The sequence below is a fragment of the Pseudomonas sp. HMSC08G10 genome, from assembly GCF_001808425.1.
Taxonomy (GTDB): domain Bacteria; phylum Pseudomonadota; class Gammaproteobacteria; order Pseudomonadales; family Pseudomonadaceae; genus Aquipseudomonas; species Aquipseudomonas guariconensis.
This window is the reverse complement of the sequence record NZ_KV793291.1, coordinates 76,586-98,419: the sequence shown is the minus strand read 5'-3', so window position 1 is coordinate 98,419 and position 21,834 is coordinate 76,586. Positions and strand designations below refer to the sequence as shown.

Genomic DNA, 21,834 nt, shown 5'->3' with positions numbered 1-21,834 from the left:
CGGGCCGGGCGCAGGCTTAGACGGCGACCAGGCGGACACTGCCGCCCTCACCGACCCCCAGGGCATCAGCGGCTTCGTGGCTGAGGCTGACCGGTTTACCCGGCACCCAGTCCAGCTCCAGCAGCACGGCGCGGTAATCCTGCAACTGGCCGTTGCAGACCAGATAGGCGCGCCCGCCCTTGATCGGGCTATCGTCGAGTTTTACCGGCACCACCCGGCTCTGGGCGATCGAGCGGATGCCCGAGGTGCGCGCGTGCAACGTCGGGCCACCGTCGAAGATGTCGATGTAGTGCTCGGTCTCGAAGCCTTCGCGCATGAGGATGTCGAAGGTGATCTGCGCTCGCGGATGGACCTGGCCCATGGCCTCCTGGGCCTCATCGGCCAGCAGCGGCACGTAGATCGGGTAGTGCGGCATCAGTTCGGCGAGGAAGGTGCGGCTCTTCAGGCCACACAGGCGCTCGGCGTCGGCGTAGTTAAGGTCGAAGAAGTTGCGGCCGATGGCGTCCCAGAACGGCGACTCCCCCTGCTCGTCGCTGTAGCCGACGATCTCGGTGACCACCGAATCGGCAAAGCGCTCCGGATGCGAAGCCATGAACAGCAGACGACCGCGGGAGTTGAGTTCGGCGAAGGCGCTGTTCACCAACTCCGGCAGCACGTAGAAGCTGGTCAGCAGGCTGTTGCCGGTCAGGTCGTGGCACAACGACAGGACGTGGATCTTGTTGTGGATCTTCAGCTCGCGCGAGGCGTGCACGAAGGTCTCGTTACGAAAACTGTAGAACGGCTCGGAGTAGCCCGCCGAGGCGACGATCGCCGAGCAACCGACGAGCTTGCCGGTTTCGTTGTCTTCAAGGACGAAGAAGTAGCTTTCTTCGCCGTTGAAGCTCACTTCGGCGGCAAAGGACGTTTCCGAGGCGGCGATCTTGTCGCCCAGGCGACCGGCGTCGTCGGGCAGCGAGGTGACACCAATGGGGCTGTCGGCAGCCATGCGCTGCACTTCGTTCAGATCCGCCATTTGCGCGGGGCGCATCACCAGCATGGTGTCACTCCTTTGGGAAAACAGGCCGACGCATCGGCACGGAAAAACAACGGGCGCGCTACTTCGTTGGAAAGCGGGCGCCCGCGCAGAAATTCGGGTATCGCCAGCCCCGACCGCAGTCAGGGCCGGCGAGGGTGACTGCGGGCTATCAGCCCTGGGTCAGCTTGGCCACGGCACGCTCGAAGCGCGCCAGACCTTCGTCGATGTCAGCATCTTCCACCACCAGGCTCGGAGCGAAGCGCACCACGTCCGGGCCGGCCTGCAGGACCATCACGCCTTCTTTCTCGGCGGCATTGAGGATGTCCTTGGCCTTGCCTTTCCAGGCTTCGCTGAGCACGCAACCGATCAGCAGACCGACGCCACGCACCTGGGTGAACAGGCCGGACTGCTGGCCGATCTTCTCCAGGCGAGACTTGAAGCGCTCGTGCTTGGCCTTGATGCCGGCCAGCGTCTCAGGCGTGTTGACCACGTCGAGCACGGCGCAGGCCACGGCGCAAGCCAGCGGGTTACCGCCATAGGTGGTGCCGTGGGTGCCGACGGCCAGGTGCTTGGCAAGGTCGGTGGTGGTCAGCATGGCGCCAATCGGGAAACCGCCGCCCAGGCTCTTGGCGCTGGTGAGGATATCCGGGGTCACGCCATAGTGCTGGTAGGCATACAGCGAGCCGGTACGGCCCACGCCGGTCTGCACTTCGTCGAAAATCAGCAGCGCGTTGTGTTCGTCGCACAGCTTGCGCGCGCCTTCCAGGTAGGCCTTGTCAGCCGGAACCACACCACTCTCGCCCTGGATCGGCTCGATCACCACAGCGCAGGTCTTGTCGGAAATCTGGGCTTTCAGCGCTTCGAGGTCGTTGTATGGCACATGGCTGATACCGGTGATCTTCGGACCGAAGCCATCGGAGTACTTGGGCTGGCCACCGACACTGACGGTGAACAGGGTGCGACCGTGGAAGCTGTTCACGGTGGCGATGATCTCGTGCTTCTCCGGGCCGAAGCGGTCATGGGCCACGCGACGGGCCAGCTTGAAAGCGGCCTCGTTGGACTCGGCGCCAGAGTTGCAGAAGAAGGCACGCTCGGCGAAGGTCGCGTCCACCAGCTTGTGGGCCAGGCGCAGGGCCGGCTCGTTGGTGAAGACGTTGGACACATGCCACAGGGTATTGGCCTGCTCGGTGAGGGCCTTGACCAGCGCCGGATGGCAATGACCCAAGGCGTTCACGGCGATACCACCGGCGAAGTCGATCAGTTCGCGACCCGACTGGTCCCAGACTCGGGAGCCCTCGCCTCGCACAGGAATGAAGGCCGCCGGAGAATAGTTGGGAACCATGACCTGGTCGAAATCGGCACGTTGCACCGGGGCTTGCTCAACGGACATCTGAGTCTCCTGAAGAGGAACGCTGGCCTGGAAGTGGCGAGCGATGGGGGGATTGTAAGGACTGATCGGCGCCTGTCCTTGCTGCCAGGCGACAACTTGTTACAGCGCAAAACCCTGTTTCAGGCAGGTTTTCGGCAATGCGACAAACACTGTCGCAATCGCGCAGTGTACGGGAGAGAAAGGGATGGGTGAACGGGTGTTCACATAAGAAGAGCGGTGGCCTTTTCGCAGGTGAACCCGCCCCACAGGCCACGCCGGACACCAACGCCGACGAGGACCTGCAGACGCAGGTTCACCTGTGAAAAAGGCCGACTCGAACGATCAGGACTCAGCCCTTTTCGGCAGGCGCCGAACTGAGCTCGAACGGGCTGGCGCTGCGCCGCTGATTGCGGTCTTCGCGCGGCGTGGCCCCAAAGAAGTTGCGGTAGGCACTGGAGAAATGCGGCCCGGAGGAAAACCCGCACGACAACCCGATCTGGATGATCGACTTGCTGGTCTGCATCAGCATCTGCCGCGCCTTGTTCAGGCGCAGCTCCAGGTAATACTGGCTGGGTACGCGATTGAGGTACTGCTTGAAGATTCGCTCGAGTTGCCGACGGGACACGCACACGTGCTGGGCGATTTCGTCGGTGGTCAGCGGCTCTTCGATGTTGGCCTCCATCAGCAGCACCGCCTGGGTGAGCTTCGGATGGCTGGAGCCGAGCCGATTCTGCAGCGGAATACGCTGGCGCTCGCCCCCTTCACGAATGCGCTCGACCACCAGCTCCTCAGACACCGCTCCGGCAAGCTCGGCGCCGTGATCACGCGCCAGCACCGCCAGCAGCAGGTCGGTGACAGCCATGCCACCACATGCGGTCAGGCGATCACGGTCCCAGTCGAATAGGTGACTGGTGGCGATGACCTTGGGAAAGCGCTCGGCAAAGTCATCCTGCCAACGCCAGTGCACTGCGGCGCGATAACCATCGAGCAGACCCAGCGCCGCCAGCGGGTACACACCAGCCGACAGACCACCAATCAGGCAACCGCTGCGCGCCAGTTGCTTGAGCGCGGACGACAGGGCCGAGCCCACCGCCACTGGTGGCTCATCCGCCAGAAGAAAGAGCTTCTGACAGCCCTCCAGACGACCGCTCCAAGGCTCGCCCGGCAAGCGCCAGGCCCCGTCGGGCGCTACTTCAGCCTGGAGAAACACCAACTCGTAAGACACATCCGGATGCACCCGCTGGGCGACCTGCAGCACTTCCTCGGCCAGCGCCAGGGTCAGCGGCCGGGTACTGGGCCAGATGAGAAATCCGATTCGCTGGGTGGTCATAGGGCGTGGTCCGAAACCTGGGATCGTTCGTGTCTGTGGCGCCGGGTCAAGCTGCGCTTCGCTGCGCAGCATGCCCTATTCTGGTGCAAGGTGCAGCCTTTACTTCAGGCTGCCGGAAAGAAACTGCTTGAGTCGCTCCGACTGCGGATTGACCAGCACTTCACGCGGGTTGCCGCGCTCTTCCACCAACCCCTTGTGCAGGAACACCAATTGGTTGGACACCTCACGGGCGAAGCCCATTTCGTGAGTCACCACGACCATGGTGCGGCCTTCCTGAGCCAGCGATTGCATGACCTTGAGCACATCGCCCACCAGCTCCGGGTCAAGGGCCGAGGTTGGCTCGTCGAACAGCATCACCTCAGGCTCCATGGCCAAGGCCCGGGCGATCGCGACCCGCTGCTGCTCACCACCGGACATGTGCCCGGGGAAGGCATCCTTGCGATGGGCCACGCCCACCTTGTTCAGGTAGTGCTCGGCTTTTTCCAGCGCTTGCTTGCGGCTCACGCCCAGCACATGCACCGGGGCCTCGATCACGTTCTCCAGCGCCGTCATGTGCGACCAGAGGTTGAAGTGCTGGAACACCATCGACAGGCGCGAACGCATGCGCTGCAACTGTTTGGGGTCGGCGGCCTTGAGCGCGCCATCCTTGCCGGGGACCAGCTTGAGCTCTTCATTGTTGAGCAGGATCTTCCCGGCGTGCGGCTGCTCGAGCAGGTTGATGCAGCGCAGGAAGGTCGACTTACCCGAACCACTGGAGCCGATGATGCTGATCACGTCGCCCGCCTTGGCTTCGAGCGAAATGCCCTTGAGCACTTCGTGGCTGCCGTAGCGCTTATGCAGGTCTTGGACTTGAAGTTTGTACATGCTGTCGGTTCTCACAGAGCGATCAGTGCTTGCGTGGCGCCAGGTAGCTGAGCCAGCGGCGTTCGGCCATCTTGAACAGGCGCACCAGAATGAAGGTCAGGCACAGGTAGAACACGCCCGCCGTGATGTAGGCCTCGAAAGGCAGGTAGTACTGGGCATTGACGGTACGTGCCGCGCCCGTGATGTCGATCAGGGTGACGATCGAGGCCAGACTGGTGGTCTGCAGCATCATGATCACCTCGTTGCTGTACTGCGGCAGCGCCCGGCGCAAGGCCGACGGCAGCAGGATGCGGCGGTACATCATCATGCGCGACATGCCCATGGCCTTGGCCGCTTCGATCTCACCGTGCGGGGTGGCCCGCAGACTGCCGGCGATGATCTCGGCCGTGTAGGCGCTGGTATTGATCGCAAAGGCCAGGCACGCGCAGAAGGTCGCGCTCGACAGCCAGGGCCAGAGGAAGCTTTCGCGCACGGCTTCGAACTGCGCCAGACCGTAGTAGATCAGGAACAGCTGCACGAGCATCGGCGTGCCACGGATCACATAGGTATAGAGCCAGGCGACCAGGCTCACCAGCGGCTGCTTGGAGACACGCATCAGGCCCAGGGGAATGGCCGTCAGCAAGCCGAAGAACAGCGACAGCGCCAGCAGCTTCAAGGTGGTCAGCAGGCCGCCCAGGTAAAGGGGCATGGCCTCCCAGATGACGTTGTAGTCGAAGATCATAGTTCAGCCACCTTTACGCCCACCGAATAGCGTCGCTCGAGGTACTTCAGGGCCAGCAGCGAGATGCTGGTGAGCACCAGGTACAGTGCCGCTACTGCCAGGAAGAAGGTAAAAGGCTCGCGCGTGGCGTCGGCCGCCTGCTTGGCCTTGAACATCATGTCCTGCAGGCCGACCACCGAGATCAGCGCCGTGGCCTTGGTCAGCACCAACCAGTTGTTGGTGAAGCCTGGGATCGCCAGACGGATCATTTGCGGCACCATGATGCGGAAGAAAACCTGCATGCCGCTCATGCCATAAGCCATGCCCGCCTCGGCCTGCCCCTTGGGAATACCCAGGAAGGCACCGCGGAATGTTTCGGAAAGGTATGCACCGAAAATGAAGCCCAAGGTGCCCACACCGGCCACTAACGGATTGAGGTCAATGTAGTCTTCATAGCCGACCAGCGGCGCAATGCGGTTGATCAGATCCTGACCGCCATAGAAGATCAGCAGGATCAGCACAAGGTCTGGAATGCCACGGATCACCGTGGCGTACATATCACCCAGCCAGGCCAACCAGCGTACTGGCGACAAACGCAGCGCCACGCCGATCAGGCCAAGCACGATAGCCAGGGCCATCGACGACAGGGCGAGCTGCAGCGTCAGCCATGCCCCATCGAGGATGACTGCCCCGTAGCCTTTCAACATGATTGGGATTCCTCGGGACTTGGAATGAAAAATGGTGCAAACCTCAGAGCCTCTGCTGTTTGCACCATTGCACAGGTGAAACCCGACGTCTTACTGAGCTTCAGGCCCATAGATGTCGAAGTTGAAGTACTTGGCTTCGATGGCCTTGTACTTACCGTTCTTGCGGATCGCGTCGATCGCGGCATTGATGCGCTCACGATTGGCGTTGTCGCCCTTGCGCACGGCGATGCCGACGCCGTCACCGAAGTACTTCACGTCGGTGAACGATGGACCGACGAAGGCAAAGCCCTTGCCGGCGTCAGTCTTGAGGAAGCCGTCCTCGAGCAGGGTGGCGTCGGCAACGGTGCCGTCCAGGCGACCGGCTGCGACGTCGAGATAGATTTCGTTCTGAGTGCCGTAAGGCACGACGGTGGCCCCTTTGGGCGCCAGGACTTCCTTGGCGAAGCGGTCATGGATCGAACCGCGCTGCACGCCGATCTTCTTGCCGCTGAGTTCATGCAGGTCTTCGCTGACCTGAGTGCCATCCTTCATGACCAGGCGAGCCGGGGTCAGGTAGTAGCGCTTGGTGAAGTCGACCGACTTCTTGCGGTCTTCGGTGATGGACATGGACGAGAGAATGGCGTCGATCTTGCGCACTTTCAGCGCCGGAATCAGGCCGTCGAACTCTTGCTCGACCCAAGTGCACTTGGCTTTCATCTCTTCGCACAGGGCGTTGCCGATGTCGTAGTCGAAACCGGCGATGCTGCCGTCGGGTTGCTTGAAGGCGAAGGGTGGGTAGGCAGCCTCGATACCGATCTTCAACGGTTTCTCATCGGCCTGCGATACCAGGGACAACACGGACAGCGCCAGGGCGCCAAGCAGTGCGAGCTTCTTCATCAGGTAACTCCATCGGTACAGGGCAATACAAGGCAGGTGTAACGACTGCCCGACATGCGAATGGGTACAACGCGAGCCGCGGGGGTATCGACCAAGGTCGCAGACCACGAGCGAGTGAGTGGCATTTTAACGACAGCCCGGTGGCCGATATTTCTTCAAAGCGACAACTACTTACAGAAGCGCCTTGAACCGCGGCGGGCGATATTGACAGCTCCCGCGCAATATGCAAGAGCAAAAGAAAAATAACCTATAAGCCAAGCAATAAGCGGGCCTATTATTGGCAAAGCCTTGTACTCCGGCAAGTCCAGCGTGCCAGCTTGCAAGAAAAGCCCGCGCGCAGCACCACAAAGGTATCTAACTGTTTCGACTCGCCCCGCTTTTGTGCGAATCCGGTGACAGGAAAGGTTACCGATGAATGTCGGGTAACATCCCTCCAGTAAAGCAAAAACCCCGCCGGTTGCCCGAGCGGGGTTTCGTTGTTTCGAAAAACGCGAGCGAAAGGGGCGCGAAGCGCCCCACAACCATCACGCCGACACCAACGCCATCGACTTGTGGGTGTCGATCAGATGCTGCACCACCCCAGGGTCGGCCAGCGTCGAGATGTCCCCCAACGCATCGTATTCACCCGTGGCGATCTTGCGCAGGATGCGCCGCATGATCTTGCCCGAGCGAGTCTTGGGCAGCCCCGGCGCCCACTGGATCACGTCCGGCGAAGCGATCGGGCCGATCTCCTTGCGCACCCAGTTCTTAAGCTCCAGACGCAGCGCCTCACTCGGCTGCTCGCCAGCATTGAGCGTCACGTACACATAGATGCCCTGCCCCTTGATGTCGTGCGGCACGCCCACCACCGCAGCTTCGGCGACCTTGGCATGCGCCACCATGGCGCTTTCGATCTCGGCCGTGCCCATGCGGTGACCGGAGACGTTGAGCACGTCATCGACCCGGCCGGTGATCCAGTAGTAGCCATCCTCGTCACGGCGAGCACCGTCACCGGTGAAATACATGCCGCGGAAGGTCTTGAAGTAGGTATCGACGAAGCGGTCGTGGTCGCCGTACAACGAACGCGACTGGCCCGGCCAGGAGTCGAGGATCACCAGGTTGCCCTCGGCAGCGCCCTCGATCAGATTGCCCAGGTTGTCCACCAACGCCGGCACTACGCCGAAGAACGGACGGGTCGCCGAGCCAGGCTTCAGGCCCGTGGCGCCTGGCAGCGGGCTGATCAGGATGCCGCCCGTCTCGGTTTGCCACCAAGTGTCGACGATCGGGCAACGCTCCTTGCCCACAGTCTGGTAGTACCAGTTCCAGGCTTCAGGGTTGATCGGCTCGCCCACCGAACCCAGCAGGCGCAGGCTGGAGCCGTCGGCACCGGCCACTGCGGCCTGCCCTTCGGCCATCATGGCGCGAATGGCGGTCGGTGCGGTGTAGAGAATGTTGACCTTGTGCTTGTCGATGATCTTCGACACGCGGGTGATGTCCGGGTAGTTCGGCACGCCTTCGAACAACAGCGTGGTCGCGCCGTTGGCCAGAGGGCCGTAGACGATATAGCTGTGACCGGTGACCCAACCCACGTCGGCGGTGCACCAGTAGACTTCGCCCGGACGGTAGTCGAACACCCGCTCGTGGGTCAGTGCGGCGTACACCAGGTAGCCACCGGTGGTGTGCAGCACACCCTTGGGCTTGCCGGTCGAGCCGGAGGTATAAAGGATGAACAGCGGCTCCTCGGCACCCATTTCCTTCGGGGCGCAGTGGCTGGAGGCGACCTTCATCAAGTCCTCGTACCAGATGTCACGGTGCTGGTGCCAGGCAATGTCACCGCCAGTGCGCTTGCACACGATGATCTTCTGCACGCTGCTGGTTTCAGGGTTGGTCAGGGCCAGGTCGACATTGGCCTTGAGTGGGGTACGACGTCCACCGCGCACACCTTCGTCGGCGGTGATGACGACCTTCGAGCGGCAATCGATGATGCGCCCAGCCAACGCCTCGGGCGAGAAGCCACCGAATACCACCGAGTGGATCGCGCCGATGCGTGCGCAGGCCAGCATGGCCACCACGGCCTCAGGGATCATCGGCATATAGATAGTCACCACGTCACCGCGGTGCACGTCCTGGCCACGCAGGGCGTTGGCGAACTTGCAGACCTGCTCGTGCAACTCGCGATAGGTGATGTTACGGCTGTCAGCCGGGTCGTCGCCTTCCCAAATGATGGCGACCTGATCGCCACGCTCGGCCAGATGACGGTCGAGGCAGTTGTAGGAAACGTTCAGAGTGCCATCAGCGAACCACTTGATGTCGACATGGTGATCGTCGAAGGAGGTCTGCTTGACCTTGGTGAAGGGCTTGATCCAGTCCAGGCGCTGGGCCTGCTCGCGCCAGAAGCCGTCCGGGTTGATCACCGACTGCTGGTACATGGCCTTGTAGGTGGCCTCGTCGGTCAGGGTATTGGCCGCAACCTCGGGACGAACGGGATACAGGGGAGCCGCACTCATCTGTTTTACCTCGGTGTAATAGTTGTTTTTGTATGGAATCGTTTGTAACTGTACCAGAGCGCGAAAAGCCATTCGACGTTGGTAGTAGCGAAACGCTGAATTCCCTACAAAAACTTACACAACCGCTCTAACCCAGCACTCACAGGGCGGTGAAGAAAAAAAACGAGGAGCCGATCCTGGGGATTGTTACAGATTCTGTCAAAAGGCAAAAAAACTTTATCAAAAGTCCATCTGTTTCAGTGCACTGCCCCGCCATAAAATTCATCTCGCCAACAACGGCAAGGCGATTAACTCAAGTAACAGCCCCCACGAAGGCAAGTTGATCCCTCTCTTGATCCGATAGTTAAGACCTGGCTGTACTCGCGGCGCCAAAAGCGCCGCGTGCCCCCTCACGACCTAAAATAGGTAAATTGAAAATGAAAGCGTTACTGGCATTGGTACTTGGCGGTCTTTGCAGCGCGGCGATGGCCGACGAAGTTGCAAAGGATGTCGAGCAGATTCCGGTTGAGCAGTACAGTTACTCGCAGCACCTGGACATCGCCCGCGTACTCTCGATGAGCGAAGTCCCGAACGTCTGTGAAGTGGTTCCAGCCCGCATGACCTATGAGGATTCCCAAGGCCAGAAGCACATCCTCGAGTACCGCGTGATGGGCAACGGCTGCTCCAACGGCTGATATTGGCAGTAACGCCTGCTGCGCCTCGAACATCCCGAGGCGCGCGGCGCCAAAAGTTGTGTTTACTCAATGTCGAGTAATTCATATCTCTTACTTCATTCCGCCGATTTGTTGAGCGAGTAATCGCGCAACTTATTGGCTATTGTCGTATGTGAAACACCCAGACGTTTGCCCAGCGCTCGACTACTGGAATATTCCGTCATCAAGGATTCCAGCACAGCCTTTTCAAATCGTCCGACAATTTGCGCAAGATCCCCTTCCAGCGAAAACTCACCCAATGGTTGCCGCGCACCATAGTCCGGCAGGCGAATATGCTCGCCCTTCACTACCCCGCCCTCGCACAACGACACCGCCTGGAACAGCACGTTCTCCAACTGGCGCACATTGCCTGGCCAGTGGTACTGGCTGAGCTTGTCCATCGCCGCTGGCGCCAGACGCGGCATCGGGCAACCAATCTGCCGACTGGCCTGGTCGAGAAAATGCTGCACCAGCCCGTCCAGCCCGTCCATGCACTCGCGCAGCGGCGGGATATGCAGCGACAACACATTGAGGCGGTGATACAGGTCCTGGCGGAACTCGCCCCGGGCGCACAACTCGGAGAGATCGACCTGGGTGGCGCAAATGACCCGCACATCGAGATACACCTCCTCGTCACTGCCCACCCGGCGGAAGCAGCCATCCTGCAGGAACCGCAGCAGCTTGACCTGCAGGCGCGGGCTCATCTCTCCCACACCGTCGAGGAACAACGTGCCACCGGCGGTCAGCTCCAGCAGGCCCAGCTTGCCTTCGGCCCGGGCGCCTTCGAAAGCGCCCGGGCCATAGCCGAACAGCTCAGTCTCAGCCATCGATTCCGGAAGGCCCGCGCAGTTGAGTGCCATCAACGGCGCCTGGCCGCGTGGGCTGGCCAGGTGACAGGCACGCGCCAACAGCTCCTTGCCGGTACCCGTTTCGCCTTCGATCAGCAGCGGTGCATCCAGAGGTGCCATGCGCCGCGCCTCACGTACCACCGCAGCCATCACCCGAGAGCTCTGGAAAATGCTGTCGAAGCCGCGCAGCTCCTGCTTGCGCACGTTGTAGATGCGCTCACCAATACGATCTGCCCGGTGTAGCGTCAGCACCGCACCCGCCAGCGCCTCGCTATCGTCGTGTTCCGATTGCAGCGGCGCGATATCGGCAAGAAACACATCGCCCTTGACCTTGATGCGCAAGCCGTTGATCCGCGACTTGTTGGCCCGTACCAGTTCCGGCAGGTCGAAGTCCTCGACATAGCGCGCCAGCGGAAGCCCCGGCACTTCGTCGACCCGCACCCCCAGCAACTGAGCGGCGCTGCGGTTGGCCGCGACGATGCTGCCACCCATGTCGACCGACAACACCGGGAAATCCAGCGCACCGAGTAAGGCGTTGAGTTCCATGTGCCGGCGTTCGCTGGGCATCAAGCCTACGCGCTTGACCCCGAACACACCGGCGATCGACTCGAACTTGGGCCGCAGCGCCTGGAACTGCAGGTTGATCAGGTTCGGGCAGTGCAGGTAAATGGCATTGCCGTGATCGCCGCCAACCTCCCCACGCAACACGTTGATGCCGTATTCCACCAACAGGTTGAGGATGTCCCGCAGGATGCCGATGCGGTTCTGACAATGCACTTTGATACGCATGGAAAAGCCCCGAGGCGCGCAGAAATTTCAGCGACGCGTGGAAAAGTCGTAAAGATAAGCTGACAAAAACCCAGCTAAGGCCAGCTCGATGCCTGTGATTTTCCGGCATCCCGGCCTTTTTGTAAAATTATCGTTACAGAAACAACGTACCGACTCGGCCCACCCTCGCGCCATACCCCGTGCAAAGGCTCAGGCAAGGGGATATTCCTTAAGGCATGTCCTGCACATAACAAGAAAGCCCTCACCAGGAGAGCCACATGAAACAGACGCAATACGTGGCACGCGAGCCCGATGCGCATGGTTTTATCGACTACCCGCAACAGGAACACGCGGTGTGGAACACCCTGATCACCCGACAGATGAAAGTGATCGAAGGCCGCGCCTGCCAGGAATACCTCGACGGCATCGAGCAGCTCAAGCTGCCCTACGACCGCATCCCGCAACTGGGCGAAATCAACAAGGTCCTGGGCGCCACCACCGGCTGGCAAGTCGCCCGCGTCCCTGCGTTGATCCCTTTCCAGACCTTCTTCGAGCTGCTGGCCAGCAAACGCTTCCCGGTGGCCACGTTCATCCGTACCCCCGAAGAGCTGGACTACCTGCAGGAACCGGACATCTTCCATGAGATCTTCGGCCATTGCCCGCTGCTGACCAACCCCTGGTTCGCCGAGTTCACCCACACCTACGGCAAGCTGGGCCTGGCGGCGACCAAGGAAGAACGCGTCTACCTGGCCCGCCTGTACTGGATGACCATCGAGTTCGGCCTGATGGAGACTGCCCAAGGTCGCAAGATCTACGGCGGCGGCATCCTCTCCTCGCCCAAGGAAACCGTCTACAGCCTGTCCGACGAGCCAGAGCACCAGGCGTTCGATCCGATCGAGGCCATGCGCACGCCCTATCGGATCGATATCCTGCAGCCTCTGTACTTTGTCCTGCCTAACCTCAAGCGTTTGTTCGACCTGGCCCACGAAGACATCATGGGCATGGTCCACCAGGCCATGAAACTGGGCCTGCACGCGCCGAAGTTTCCACCCAAGGCGGCTGCCTGAGCTGCCTTGTCGATAACAACTCAAATCGGAAAAACACCCATGAATGCCTTGAACCAAGCCCATTGCGAAGCCTGCCGCGCCGACGCCCCTAAAGTCACCGACGAAGAACTGGCCGAACTGATCCGTGAGATCCCGGACTGGAACATTGAAGTGCGCGACGGCCACATGGAGCTGGAGCGTGTCTTCCTGTTCAAGAACTTCAAGCATGCCCTGGCCTTTACCAACGCCATCGGTGAAATCGCCGAAGCCGAAGGCCACCACCCTGGTCTGCTGACCGAGTGGGGCAAGGTCACCGTTACCTGGTGGAGCCACTCGATCAAGGGCCTGCACCGCAACGACTTCATCATGTGCGCCCGCACCGACGAAGTCGCCAAGACCGCCGAAGGGCGCAAGTGATGCATTTCGCGGCCATTGGCCGGGTCCCAGGCGACCCGATCCTCGGGCTGATGGAAGCCTACGCCCGCGACACCAACCCGGCCAAGTTCGACCTGGGCGTGGGCGTGTTCAAGGACGCCCAGGGCTTGACCCCGATTCCCGCAGCGGTCAAGCAGGCCGAGCAGCGCCTGGTGGAGCATCAAGCCACCAAGAGCTACGTGAGCGGCCATGGCGATGCTGAATTCGGCCGCCTGGTCAGCGAACTGGTCTTGGGCAGCGCCTCGCCGCTGCTCGACAGCCACCGTGCCGGCGCCACCCAGACCCCTGGTGGCACCGGCGCCCTGCGCCTGGCGGCAGAGTTCATCGCCCATTGCCTGCCGGGGCGTGGCATCTGGCTCAGCGACCCCACCTGGCCGATCCACGAGACCATCTTTGCTGGCGCCAAGCTTAAGGTGTCCCATTATCCCTACGTGGGTGCGGACAACCGCCTGGATGTCGCCGGCATGCTGGCCGCTTTGGAACAGGCCCCGGAAGGCGACGTCGTGCTGCTGCATGCATGCTGCCACAACCCCACCGGTTTCGACCTGAGCCAGGACGATTGGCGCGCCGTGCTCGAAGTCGTGCGCAAGCGCAACCTGCTGCCGCTGATCGACTTTGCCTACCAAGGTTTCGGTGATGGTCTGGAAGAAGACGCCTGGGCGGTTCGCCTGTTCGCTGCGCAACTGCCGGAACTGTTGATCACCAGTAGCTGCTCGAAAAACTTTGGCTTGTACCGCGACCGGACCGGCGCACTGCTGGTCTGCAGCCATGACGCCGAAAAGCTCCTGGATGTACGTAGCCAACTGGCGCTGCTGGCCCGCAACCTGTGGTCCACACCACCGGACCATGGCGCCGCGGTGGTCGCGCAGATCCTCGGCGATCCGGACCTCAAAGCCCTATGGGTCGAAGAGGTCAACGCCATGCGCCAGCGCATCGCCGAACTGCGCGAGGGACTGGTCAAGGCCTTGGCCCCCCATGGTCTGGCCGAGCGCTTCGCCCATATCGCCGCGCAACGCGGGATGTTCTCCTACACAGGGCTGAACCCGGAGCAGGTCCGCCTGCTGCGTGAAAAGCACAGTGTGTACATGGTCGGCACAGGTCGGGCGAATATCGCCGGGGCCGATGCGCAGCGACTGGAGCAACTGGCAGCGGCCATCGCCGACGTCTGCCGGTAAGTGCCTATTCGCGGGTAAACCGCTCTGCCAAGGCTTGCACGAGGCCTTTGCCGGAGCGGGCTTACCCCGCGAAAAAGCTTCCCCGATTGTCCGATAGCCGCCCGCAAAACCGCGCCGCAGGGCGGAAAAAACTCAAACTGTCATCCGGACTCCTGTATCCTGCCCCAGCTTTTCGAAGCCACACACGCGCCTGGCGCAGTCTTTTCACTCACACTTGCGAGGAACGACGAGATGCATGAAATCCCGAATCTTCCCTTCCCAAGCCTGAACCCCGAAGAGCAAACCGTTGCCGCCCACACCGAACCGACGCCTGCCGTCGAACAGGATGGCGACGATCAATCCAGCGCTGACCAGGAATAAATCGCGCATCCCCCCGACTGTGTGAAAACGGCTGACTCGCGGGAACTTGCCCGTCATCGCGTTTTCACACCGTCCAGAACCCTTTACCCGCCAAAGACCTCCATGCCCGACTCACCGCGTCCCCTTGCGGTCACCCTGCAAGTTGTCTCCATCGTCCTTTTCACCTTTATCGGCTACCTGAACATCGGCATTCCCTTGGCCGTGCTGCCGAGTTATGTGCACAACGACCTGGGTTTCAGCGCAATTGTTGCGGGGTTGGTGATCAGCGTGCAGTACCTGGCCACCCTGCTCAGCCGCCCCCATGCCGGGCGCATCATCGACAATCTCGGCAGCAAGAAGGCCGTGATGTACGGCCTGCTCGGCTGCAGCCTGAGCGGCGTGCTGATGCTGGCCAGCAGCTTCTTCACCCACCTGCCCTGGCTGAGCCTGGCGTGCCTGCTCATTGGCCGTCTGGTGCTGGGCAGCGCTGAAAGCCTGGTCGGCTCAGGCGCCATCGGCTGGGGCATCGGCCGGGTCGGTGCCGAGCACACCGCCAAGGTGATTTCCTGGAACGGCATCGCCAGCTACGGCGCGCTGGCCGTCGGCGCACCGCTCGGGGTGCTGATGGTGAAAAGCCTGGGGCTGTGGAGCATGGGCGTGAGCATCATGCTGCTGGGAGGCATCGGCCTGCTGCTGGCCTGGCCCAAGCGCGCCGCGCCGATCGTCGCAGGTGTGCGGCTGCCGTTCCTGCGGGTCCTGGGCAAGGTCTTCCCACATGGGTCGGGGCTCGCCCTGGGCTCGATCGGTTTCGGCACCATCGCCACCTTCATCACGCTCTACTACGCCAGCCGCGACTGGAACAACGCAGCGCTGTGCCTGACTGTGTTCGGGGCCTGCTTCATCGGTGCCCGCTTGTTGTTCGGCCACTTGATCAATCGTATCGGCGGGTTCCGCGTGGCCATTGCCTGCCTGACCGTCGAAGCCCTTGGCCTGTTGATGCTATGGCAGGCGACCAGCACGGAGCTGGCCCTGGCAGGCGCCGCCCTCAGTGGTTTCGGTTTTTCGCTGGTGTTTCCGGCGCTGGGCGTGGAGGCGGTCAATCAAGTGTCAGCTGCCAACCGCGGGGCTGCGGTGGGCGCCTATTCGCTATTCATCGATCTATCGCTGGGCATCACCGGGCCCTTGGTGGGCGCGGTGGCGTCGGGCTTCGGCTTTGCTTCGATCTTTCTGTTCGCCGCCGGCGCGGCGGCTTGCGGGCTGGTGTTGAGTCTCTATCTGTACCGCCAGGCACGACGCCTGCGCCAGCACGTCGACGAAACCTGAAAGCCCTGCGCTGCCTGATCCGCTTCTTCGCGGGTAAGCCCGCTTCCACAAGGGTTGGCGATGATCCTTGTGGAGGCGGGTTTACCTGCGAAGAGGCCAGAACGACTAACGCTGCGCGTACTGCAGCACCACTTCCAATGGATGGCGCATCTGACGCTCGGTCATGCGCTTGACCTGGCTGCGGCACGAATACCCTGTGGCCAATGGCTCTCCCTCCTTGTCCAGCTTGGTGGCCCAGGACTGCTCGAAGATGGTCCGCGAGGTCTGCTGGTTGCGCGCCTCGTGGCCATAGGTGCCGGACATGCCGCAGCAACCGGTAGCCTCAGTGACCAGCTTCAGGCCCAGGCGCGCGAACACCTGTTCCCACTGCCGGGTGCTGGCCGGCACATTGGTCTTCTCGGTGCAGTGGGCCATCAGACGGAAGCTGCCAGCGTCGACGGCAGCCTGCTCCGGCAGCACGTCCATCAGCCACTCCTGGGGCAGTAGTACCTTCGGGCAGCCGTCCAAGCCATCGACCTTCTGGTACTCCTGGCGATACACCAGGGTCATGGCCGGGTCCAGGCCTACCAGCGGTACACCGCATTCGGCCAGCGCCTTGAGCTGGGTGGCATTGCGGATCGCTGCCTTGGCGAAGGCCCCCAAGAAGCCCTGCACGTGCAGCGGCTTGCCATTGGCGCTGTAAGGCGCCAGGAACACCCGATGGCCCAGACGGTGCGCCAGCTCGATGAAGGCCGCCAACAATGGCGTCTCGAAGTAACGGGTAAAGGCATCCTGAACCAGCACGATGGCGCGCTCGCGCTGGGCTGGGGTCAGCTCGCGCAGAGCCGGCACGCTCGCCACACCGACGCGGCAGCGGGTCAAGGTCGACTGGAAGTTGAAGCGACTGATCAATGGGCTGTCGACCATGCCGACCTTGTCGGCCAATAACTTGCTCACCCATTTGGAGCCCATCACGGCGTTGTACAGGCCAGGCGCGTGAGCCAGATACGGGATGGTGAACTCCAGCGAACCGATCAGGTAGTCGCGCAGCGGGCGCTGGTAACGGCCGTGGTACAGCTCGAGGAAGCGCGAGCGGAAGTCCGGCACGTTGACTTTGATCGGGCACTGTCCCGCACAGGATTTACACGCCAGGCAGCCAGCCATGGCGTCATAGACCTCGTGGGAGAAATCCTCCTGCCCCTGCTGACGGGCGCGGGCATTGCGCAGGCGTGCCGGCAAACCCTTGAGCCAGGACACCTTGCCACGTGCGGCAGCGAGCACATCGATATCCGCCTCGCCCTGCAAACGCAGCCATTCGCGAATCAGCGAAGCGCGGCCCTTGGGCGAATGCTGACGCTCCCGGGTGGCCTTCCAGGAAGGGCACATGGCGTCGTTGGGGTCGTAGTTGTAGCAGGCGCCGTTACCGTTGCAGTGCACCGCGCTGCCAAAGCTCTGCCAGACACGCTCGTCGATGGTACGGTCCAGGTCGCCGCGCAGGGTCACGCCATCGACCGGGGTCAGACCTTCGCTGCTGTCCGGTGGGGTGCAGATCTTGCCCGGGTTGAGCTGGTTGTGCGGGTCGAAAGCGCCCTTGAGGCGTTGCAGCGCCGGGTACAGCTCGCCGAAGTATTCGGGCACGTATTCCGAGCGCAGGCCCTTGCCGTGCTCGCCCCACAACAGGCCGCCATAGCGTTGGGTCAATACGGCGACGGCATCGGAGATCGGCTTGACCAGCGCAGCCTGGGCCGGATCCTTCATGTCCAGGGCTGGGCGCACGTGCAGCACACCGGCATCGACGTGACCGAACATGCCGTAGGCCAGGCCATGGCTGTCGAGCAATGCACGGAAATCAGCGATGTAATCGGCCAGCCGCTCCGGCGGTACCGCAGTGTCTTCGACGAACGGCTGCGGACGAACCTCGCCCTCGACATTGCCCAGCAAGCCCACCGAGCGCTTACGCATGGTGTAGACCTTGATCACCGCCTCGGCGCCTTCGGCCAAGGTGTGGCCCAGGCGCTCGACGCTGGTATCGGCCTTCAAGTGAGCGATGAATGCCTCGACCCGAGCGTTGACCTCGGCCGGCTCGTCACCGCAGAACTCGACCAGGTTGATGCCCAGGGTCGGACGCTCGGGGTCGGCCGGGAAGTATTCAGCGACGCTGTGCCAGACGATGTCCTGCATCGCCAGCATCAGCACCTTGGAATCGACGGTCTCGATCGACAATGGCTTGTGCGCCATCAGCGCGTTGGCATCGCGCAGGGCATCCATGAAGCTGGTGTAGCGCACGTTCACCAGCACAGCGTACTTCGGAATCGGCAGCACGTTGAGCTTGGCCTCGACCACATAGCCCAGCGAGCCCTCAGCGCCGCACAGCACGCTGTTGAGGTTGAAACGGCCCTGTTCGTCGCGCAGGTGCGCCAAGTCGTAGCCGGTCAGGCAGCGGTTTAGCTTGGGGAAAGTGCTCTCGATCAGCTCGCCCTGGGTTTGCTGGATCTCCCGGGCCATGCGGTACACCTCACCGACCCGGCCGGGCGCAGCGCAGGCCTGCTCCAGCGTGGCATCGTCAATCGGCAGGCTGTGCAGACGCTCACCGCCGAGCAAGATGCTATGCAGTTCGAGCACGTGGTCGCGGGTCTTGCCGTAGGTGCAGCTACCTTGACCGCTGGCGTCGGTGTTGATCATGCCACCGACGGTGGCACGGTTGGAGGTGGACAGCTCCGGGGCGAAGAACAGCCCATGGGGTTTGAGCGCGGCGTTGAGCTGGTCCTTGACGGTGCCGGCCTGGACCCGGACCCAACGCTCCTCGACGTTGATCTCAAGGATCTTGTTCATGTGCCGCGACAGGTCGACAACGATGCCGTCGGTAAGCGACTGGCCGTTGGTGCCGGTGCCGCCACCACGCGGGGTCAGCTTGATCTGGCAGAACCGTGGCTCGGCCATCAAGGTGGCAACCCGGGCGACATCGTCGGCGTCCATCGGGAACACCGCCGCCTGGGGCAGGCGCTGATAGATGGAGTTGTCCGTGGCGAGCACGGTACGGGTGCCGTAGTCGGCGCTGATCTGGCCACGGAAGCCGCTGTTGCGCAGCGCTTCGAGGAACTCTGGGTAGTGGGCGGCAGGCGCACGGGTCGACAGCTGGGCGATCATCGAAGGATGGCCTCTATATAGGCAAATTCACGGAAATACTGTCACTCCGGCATGGATGGACTGCGCAGGGATGACGAATGCGCCAATGTTCCTGTAGTTTCCAGCCAAGGGCAAACGGATATTCCTGCCGCTATCGATGAGTTTTGCGAATGAATTACCGCCACCTGACCCCATCGATGTCGTTACTGCTGGCCTTCGAGGCCGCCGCCCGACATGAGAGCTACACCCGCGCTGCTGCCGAACTGTCCCTGACCCAGAGCGCGGTCAGCCGACAGGTGCAGGCGCTGGAGCAGCAGCTGGGTTTGACGCTGTTTCGCCGTGAAGGGCGCCAGGTCCAGCTGACCGACGTAGGCCGCCTGTATCAGCGCGAGCTCAGCGAAGCCCTGGGGCGCATCCGCAGCGCCACCTTGCAGGCCCTGGCTTACCAGTCGGGCGTCGGTACCTTGCGCCTGGCCACCTTGCCGACCTTCGGCTCCAAATGGCTGCTGCCACGCCTGCATGCGTTCTATACCGCGCACCCCGGGATGCTGGTGCACATCCATTCACGGATCGAAGCGATCAACTTCGACACCAGCGAAATCGACGCCGCCATCGGTGTCGCCACCCATGACCTGCCGGGACTGATCTGCCATCGGCTGCATGCCGAAGAGCTGGTGGTCATCCTGCCGCCAACGGCTGCAGACGATGTCCGGGGCTGGGACCCGGTGCGCATCAGCGAACAGGTGCTGCTCAACGTCGCCAACAACCCGCATGCGTGGGGCGAGTGGTTCTCCCACCATAGCCTGCCCCATCGCAGCATGCGCCTGGGGCCAAGCTTCGAGCTGACATCGCATCTGATCCAGGCCGTACGGGCGGGAATCGGCATCGGCCTGGTACCGCGAATCCTGGTGGAAGAAGAATTGGCCAGCGGTGAGCTGGTCAGCGCCGGGGGCGCCTTTGCCAGCCAGCGCAGCTATTACCTGATCTATCCACCGCGCAACGAGGCGCTGCCCTCGCTGCGGGCGTTCCGGGGGTGGTTGCTGGAACAGATCTGATCGCCGCCTAGCCGTGATTGCGCTCGAACGTCTCCCGCCCCATGGCCTTGATCTGCCCTTCGATCAAGGCATCGAAAGGCCGGCACAGCGCATCGAAACGCCCAGCGCCCTCCAGGGCATTCAGGGCTTCGACCACGGCCTCGATGGTCGACAAGGCGCCCGGCTCCGGCGCCTTGCGCAACCGGTAGCGTGAGGGCGGTACCTGACCCAGCGTCACCCGTGGCAACGCGTCGAGCAGCGGATTGAGATAGAGCAGCTTGCGTGCCTTGCGCCAGGTACCATCGGGCACGATCAACAGCAGCGGCATCTCGTCTCCGACCTCGTAACCCGACAGCACCTGCGCCTGCTCCCCTGGGAACAACAGCACCGGCCGGTACCCGGGTGTGGCGAGCAGCGCCTGCAGGTCATCGAATACCTCGCCCACCCGCAGTTCGGCGTTCACCAGGCCAAGCGCGGCCAGGCGTGCGGTGTTCAAAGCATGGGACACTTCACTGGGATGCTGCAGCAGGACCACGCGGGTCCTGCTGTCGAGGCTGGGAATCAATGGGCAAAGGCAGTGATCGAGCGGACGCTGGCAGCGTTCGCAGCGGGGTCTGGACATCGGCTTCTCCTTACCCGGCGCAGTGTGCCACAGCCGCTCGGAAAAGCCCCACATCCCTGTGGGAGAGGTGAATTTTCAGCGATTGAATCGTTCGGCCAGGCTGTGCAGGTACTCGGCCATGCGTTCGAGGTCCTGGCTGATCTGCGCGCCCTGCTTGGCCTGCCCAGCGCTCTCGTCGCACAGGTGGGCGATCCGCACGATCTGCTGATTGATGTCCTCGGCGACATGGCTCTGCTGCTCCGAGGCCGTTGCCATCTGCTGGCTCATGCCAGTGATACGGCTGACCGCCTGGACGATACCGGACAACGCCTCCTGGACCGCTTCGACGCTGTGCACGCTGTCTCGGGAAATCTGCTCGCCGCGGTTGGCGGTAGTGACCGCCCGCTCGGCGCCCGAACGCAGCGAGGCGATGATGTGATGGATTTCGTCGGTGGAAGCACGGGTGCGCTGGGCCAGGGAACGTACTTCATCGGCCACCACCGCGAACCCACGCCCCTGCTCGCCCGCCCGCGCGGCCTCGATCGCTGCGTTGAGCGCCAGCAGGTTGGTCTGCTCGGCAATGGAAGTGATCACATCCACCACGCTGCCGATCGACTGGGTCTGTTCGGCCAGCGCATTGACCGCCTGCCCGATGTCGTTGACCGCATCGCTCATGCTGCCCATGGCCTTCAGGCTCTGTTGCGCCAGCTCACTGCCTTGCTGGGCCAGATGATCGGCATCGCTGGCGGCGTGAGCGGTGCTTTGCACGTTGTGGGTAACCTGCTGGATGGTTGCGGCCATCTGGGCGATGGCGGTGGCCGACTGGTCGGTCTCGCTGCGCTGGCGGTCGAGCATCTGCGCCTGGGCATCGGACAAACCGGCCGACTCCGCCGCCCGCGACTTGACCCCGACGCCGGCATCCACCAGACGGGTCAGGGCTGTTTGCAGGCGAGCCTCTTCACTGATGATGGCCAGGTCCAACTGCCCTTGCAGACCAGGGTTGTCGCTGTAGGTCAGGGCCACCAACGGGCTGGTGAACGCCTTGGGGTGCTCGGCCAAGGTCCGGCGAATGGCTTGGTTCTGCCGGTGTTCGATCCAGTACCAGGCCCCCAGCATGCTGG

General features: G+C 62.5%; 18 protein-coding genes and 1 pseudogene. 7 read left to right on the top strand and 12 right to left on the bottom strand.

The genetic code is table 11. From position 1 onward, the window contains the following. Window positions 1-16: 16 nt before the first annotated feature. The 8 genes from aruF to acs all read right to left on the bottom strand — a co-directional run bounded on the left by aruF (window position 17) and on the right by acs (window position 9,347). Window positions 17-1,036 (bottom strand): arginine/ornithine succinyltransferase subunit alpha, encoded by a 1,020-nt coding sequence (gene aruF / locus HMPREF3173_RS03090; RefSeq protein ID WP_043209401.1) that lies wholly within the window; start codon window positions 1,034-1,036, stop codon window positions 17-19. A 148-nt stretch (window positions 1,037-1,184) separates the two neighbouring features. Further along, window positions 1,185-2,405: an aspartate aminotransferase family protein gene (locus HMPREF3173_RS03085; RefSeq protein WP_070571479.1), complete on the bottom strand. Its 1,221-nt coding sequence runs from the start codon at window positions 2,403-2,405 to the stop codon at window positions 1,185-1,187. Between the two features lie 328 nt (window positions 2,406-2,733). Next, window positions 2,734-3,714 (bottom strand): transcriptional regulator ArgR, encoded by a 981-nt coding sequence (gene argR / locus HMPREF3173_RS03080; protein ID WP_043209396.1) that lies wholly within the window; start codon window positions 3,712-3,714, stop codon window positions 2,734-2,736. A gap of 99 nt (window positions 3,715-3,813) precedes the next feature. Then, entirely contained in the window at window positions 3,814-4,578 is a 765-nt protein-coding gene (locus tag HMPREF3173_RS03075; protein WP_043209394.1) for an ABC transporter ATP-binding protein, read from the bottom strand. Window positions 4,579-4,600: 22 nt separating this feature from the next. Next, on the bottom strand, window positions 4,601-5,299 hold the full coding sequence (locus HMPREF3173_RS03070) for an ABC transporter permease (RefSeq protein ID WP_043209392.1): 699 nt from the start codon (window positions 5,297-5,299) through the stop codon (window positions 4,601-4,603). Then, window positions 5,296-5,985, bottom strand: coding sequence for an ABC transporter permease (locus HMPREF3173_RS03065; RefSeq protein ID WP_043209390.1), 690 nt, complete (start codon window positions 5,983-5,985; stop codon window positions 5,296-5,298). The genes HMPREF3173_RS03070 and HMPREF3173_RS03065 overlap by 4 nt, the downstream gene beginning before the upstream one ends. A 90-nt stretch (window positions 5,986-6,075) precedes the next feature. Continuing rightward, entirely contained in the window at window positions 6,076-6,861 is a 786-nt protein-coding gene (locus HMPREF3173_RS03060) for an ABC transporter substrate-binding protein (protein WP_043209388.1), read from the bottom strand. 524 nt (window positions 6,862-7,385) lie between these two features. Next, window positions 7,386-9,347 carry an acetate--CoA ligase gene (acs, locus tag HMPREF3173_RS03055; protein WP_070571478.1) on the bottom strand — a complete coding sequence of 654 codons (1,962 nt, stop codon included), beginning with the start codon at window positions 9,345-9,347 and terminating at the stop codon, window positions 7,386-7,388. A 416-nt stretch (window positions 9,348-9,763) separates the two neighbouring features. Between acs and HMPREF3173_RS03050 the strand changes: the two genes are divergently transcribed. Then, a complete protein-coding gene (locus HMPREF3173_RS03050) occupies window positions 9,764-10,021 on the top strand; it encodes a DUF2790 domain-containing protein (protein WP_043209383.1) in 258 nt (85 codons plus the stop codon). A gap of 95 nt (window positions 10,022-10,116) precedes the next feature. Here the strand turns inward: HMPREF3173_RS03050 and HMPREF3173_RS03045 are convergent, their stop codons facing one another. Further along, complete coding sequence (locus tag HMPREF3173_RS03045) at window positions 10,117-11,676, bottom strand: sigma-54-dependent transcriptional regulator (RefSeq protein WP_070571476.1); 1,560 nt, start codon at window positions 11,674-11,676, stop codon at window positions 10,117-10,119. 257 nt (window positions 11,677-11,933) lie between these two features. Here HMPREF3173_RS03045 and phhA point away from each other — a divergent pair, with 257 nt between their 5' ends. The 5 genes from phhA (at window position 11,934) to HMPREF3173_RS03020 (ending at window position 15,973) form a co-directional block, all read left to right on the top strand. Beyond that, window positions 11,934-12,722, top strand: coding sequence for a phenylalanine 4-monooxygenase (gene phhA, locus HMPREF3173_RS03040; protein WP_043209381.1), 789 nt, complete (start codon window positions 11,934-11,936; stop codon window positions 12,720-12,722). A 39-nt stretch (window positions 12,723-12,761) separates the two neighbouring features. After that, the gene (locus HMPREF3173_RS03035) at window positions 12,762-13,118 is read left to right on the top strand and encodes a 4a-hydroxytetrahydrobiopterin dehydratase (protein WP_028691075.1); all 357 of its coding nucleotides are present in this window, start codon (window positions 12,762-12,764) and stop codon (window positions 13,116-13,118) included. Then, on the top strand, window positions 13,115-14,311 hold the full coding sequence (locus HMPREF3173_RS03030; protein ID WP_168166361.1) for an amino acid aminotransferase: 1,197 nt from the start codon (window positions 13,115-13,117) through the stop codon (window positions 14,309-14,311). The genes HMPREF3173_RS03035 and HMPREF3173_RS03030 overlap by 4 nt, the downstream gene beginning before the upstream one ends. A gap of 231 nt (window positions 14,312-14,542) precedes the next feature. Further along, complete coding sequence (locus HMPREF3173_RS24800; protein ID WP_256543836.1) at window positions 14,543-14,671, top strand: hypothetical protein; 129 nt, start codon at window positions 14,543-14,545, stop codon at window positions 14,669-14,671. Between the two features lie 102 nt (window positions 14,672-14,773). Further along, window positions 14,774-15,973 (top strand): MFS transporter, encoded by a 1,200-nt coding sequence (locus tag HMPREF3173_RS03020; RefSeq protein WP_070571471.1) that lies wholly within the window; start codon window positions 14,774-14,776, stop codon window positions 15,971-15,973. Between the two features lie 105 nt (window positions 15,974-16,078). On the opposite strand, the gene HMPREF3173_RS03015 is transcribed toward HMPREF3173_RS03020, so the two are convergent. Next, window positions 16,079-19,099, bottom strand: a complete 3,021-nt coding sequence (locus HMPREF3173_RS03015; protein ID WP_070571470.1) for a D-2-hydroxyglutarate dehydrogenase YdiJ — start codon at window positions 19,097-19,099, stop codon at window positions 16,079-16,081. A 149-nt stretch (window positions 19,100-19,248) separates the two neighbouring features. On the opposite strand from HMPREF3173_RS03015, the gene HMPREF3173_RS03010 reads away from it, so the two are divergent. After that, window positions 19,249-20,133 carry a LysR substrate-binding domain-containing protein gene (locus HMPREF3173_RS03010; RefSeq protein WP_070571468.1) on the top strand — a complete coding sequence of 295 codons (885 nt, stop codon included), beginning with the start codon at window positions 19,249-19,251 and terminating at the stop codon, window positions 20,131-20,133. A gap of 7 nt (window positions 20,134-20,140) precedes the next feature. Here HMPREF3173_RS03010 and HMPREF3173_RS03005 read toward each other — a convergent pair whose 3' ends face one another. Further along, the gene (locus HMPREF3173_RS03005; protein WP_070571466.1) at window positions 20,141-20,734 is read right to left on the bottom strand and encodes a tRNA-uridine aminocarboxypropyltransferase; all 594 of its coding nucleotides are present in this window, start codon (window positions 20,732-20,734) and stop codon (window positions 20,141-20,143) included. Between the two features lie 75 nt (window positions 20,735-20,809). Continuing rightward, window positions 20,810-21,790 (bottom strand): annotated as a pseudogene (locus HMPREF3173_RS25240) (methyl-accepting chemotaxis protein); the annotation flags it as partial. Window positions 21,791-21,834: the final 44 nt, after the last annotated feature.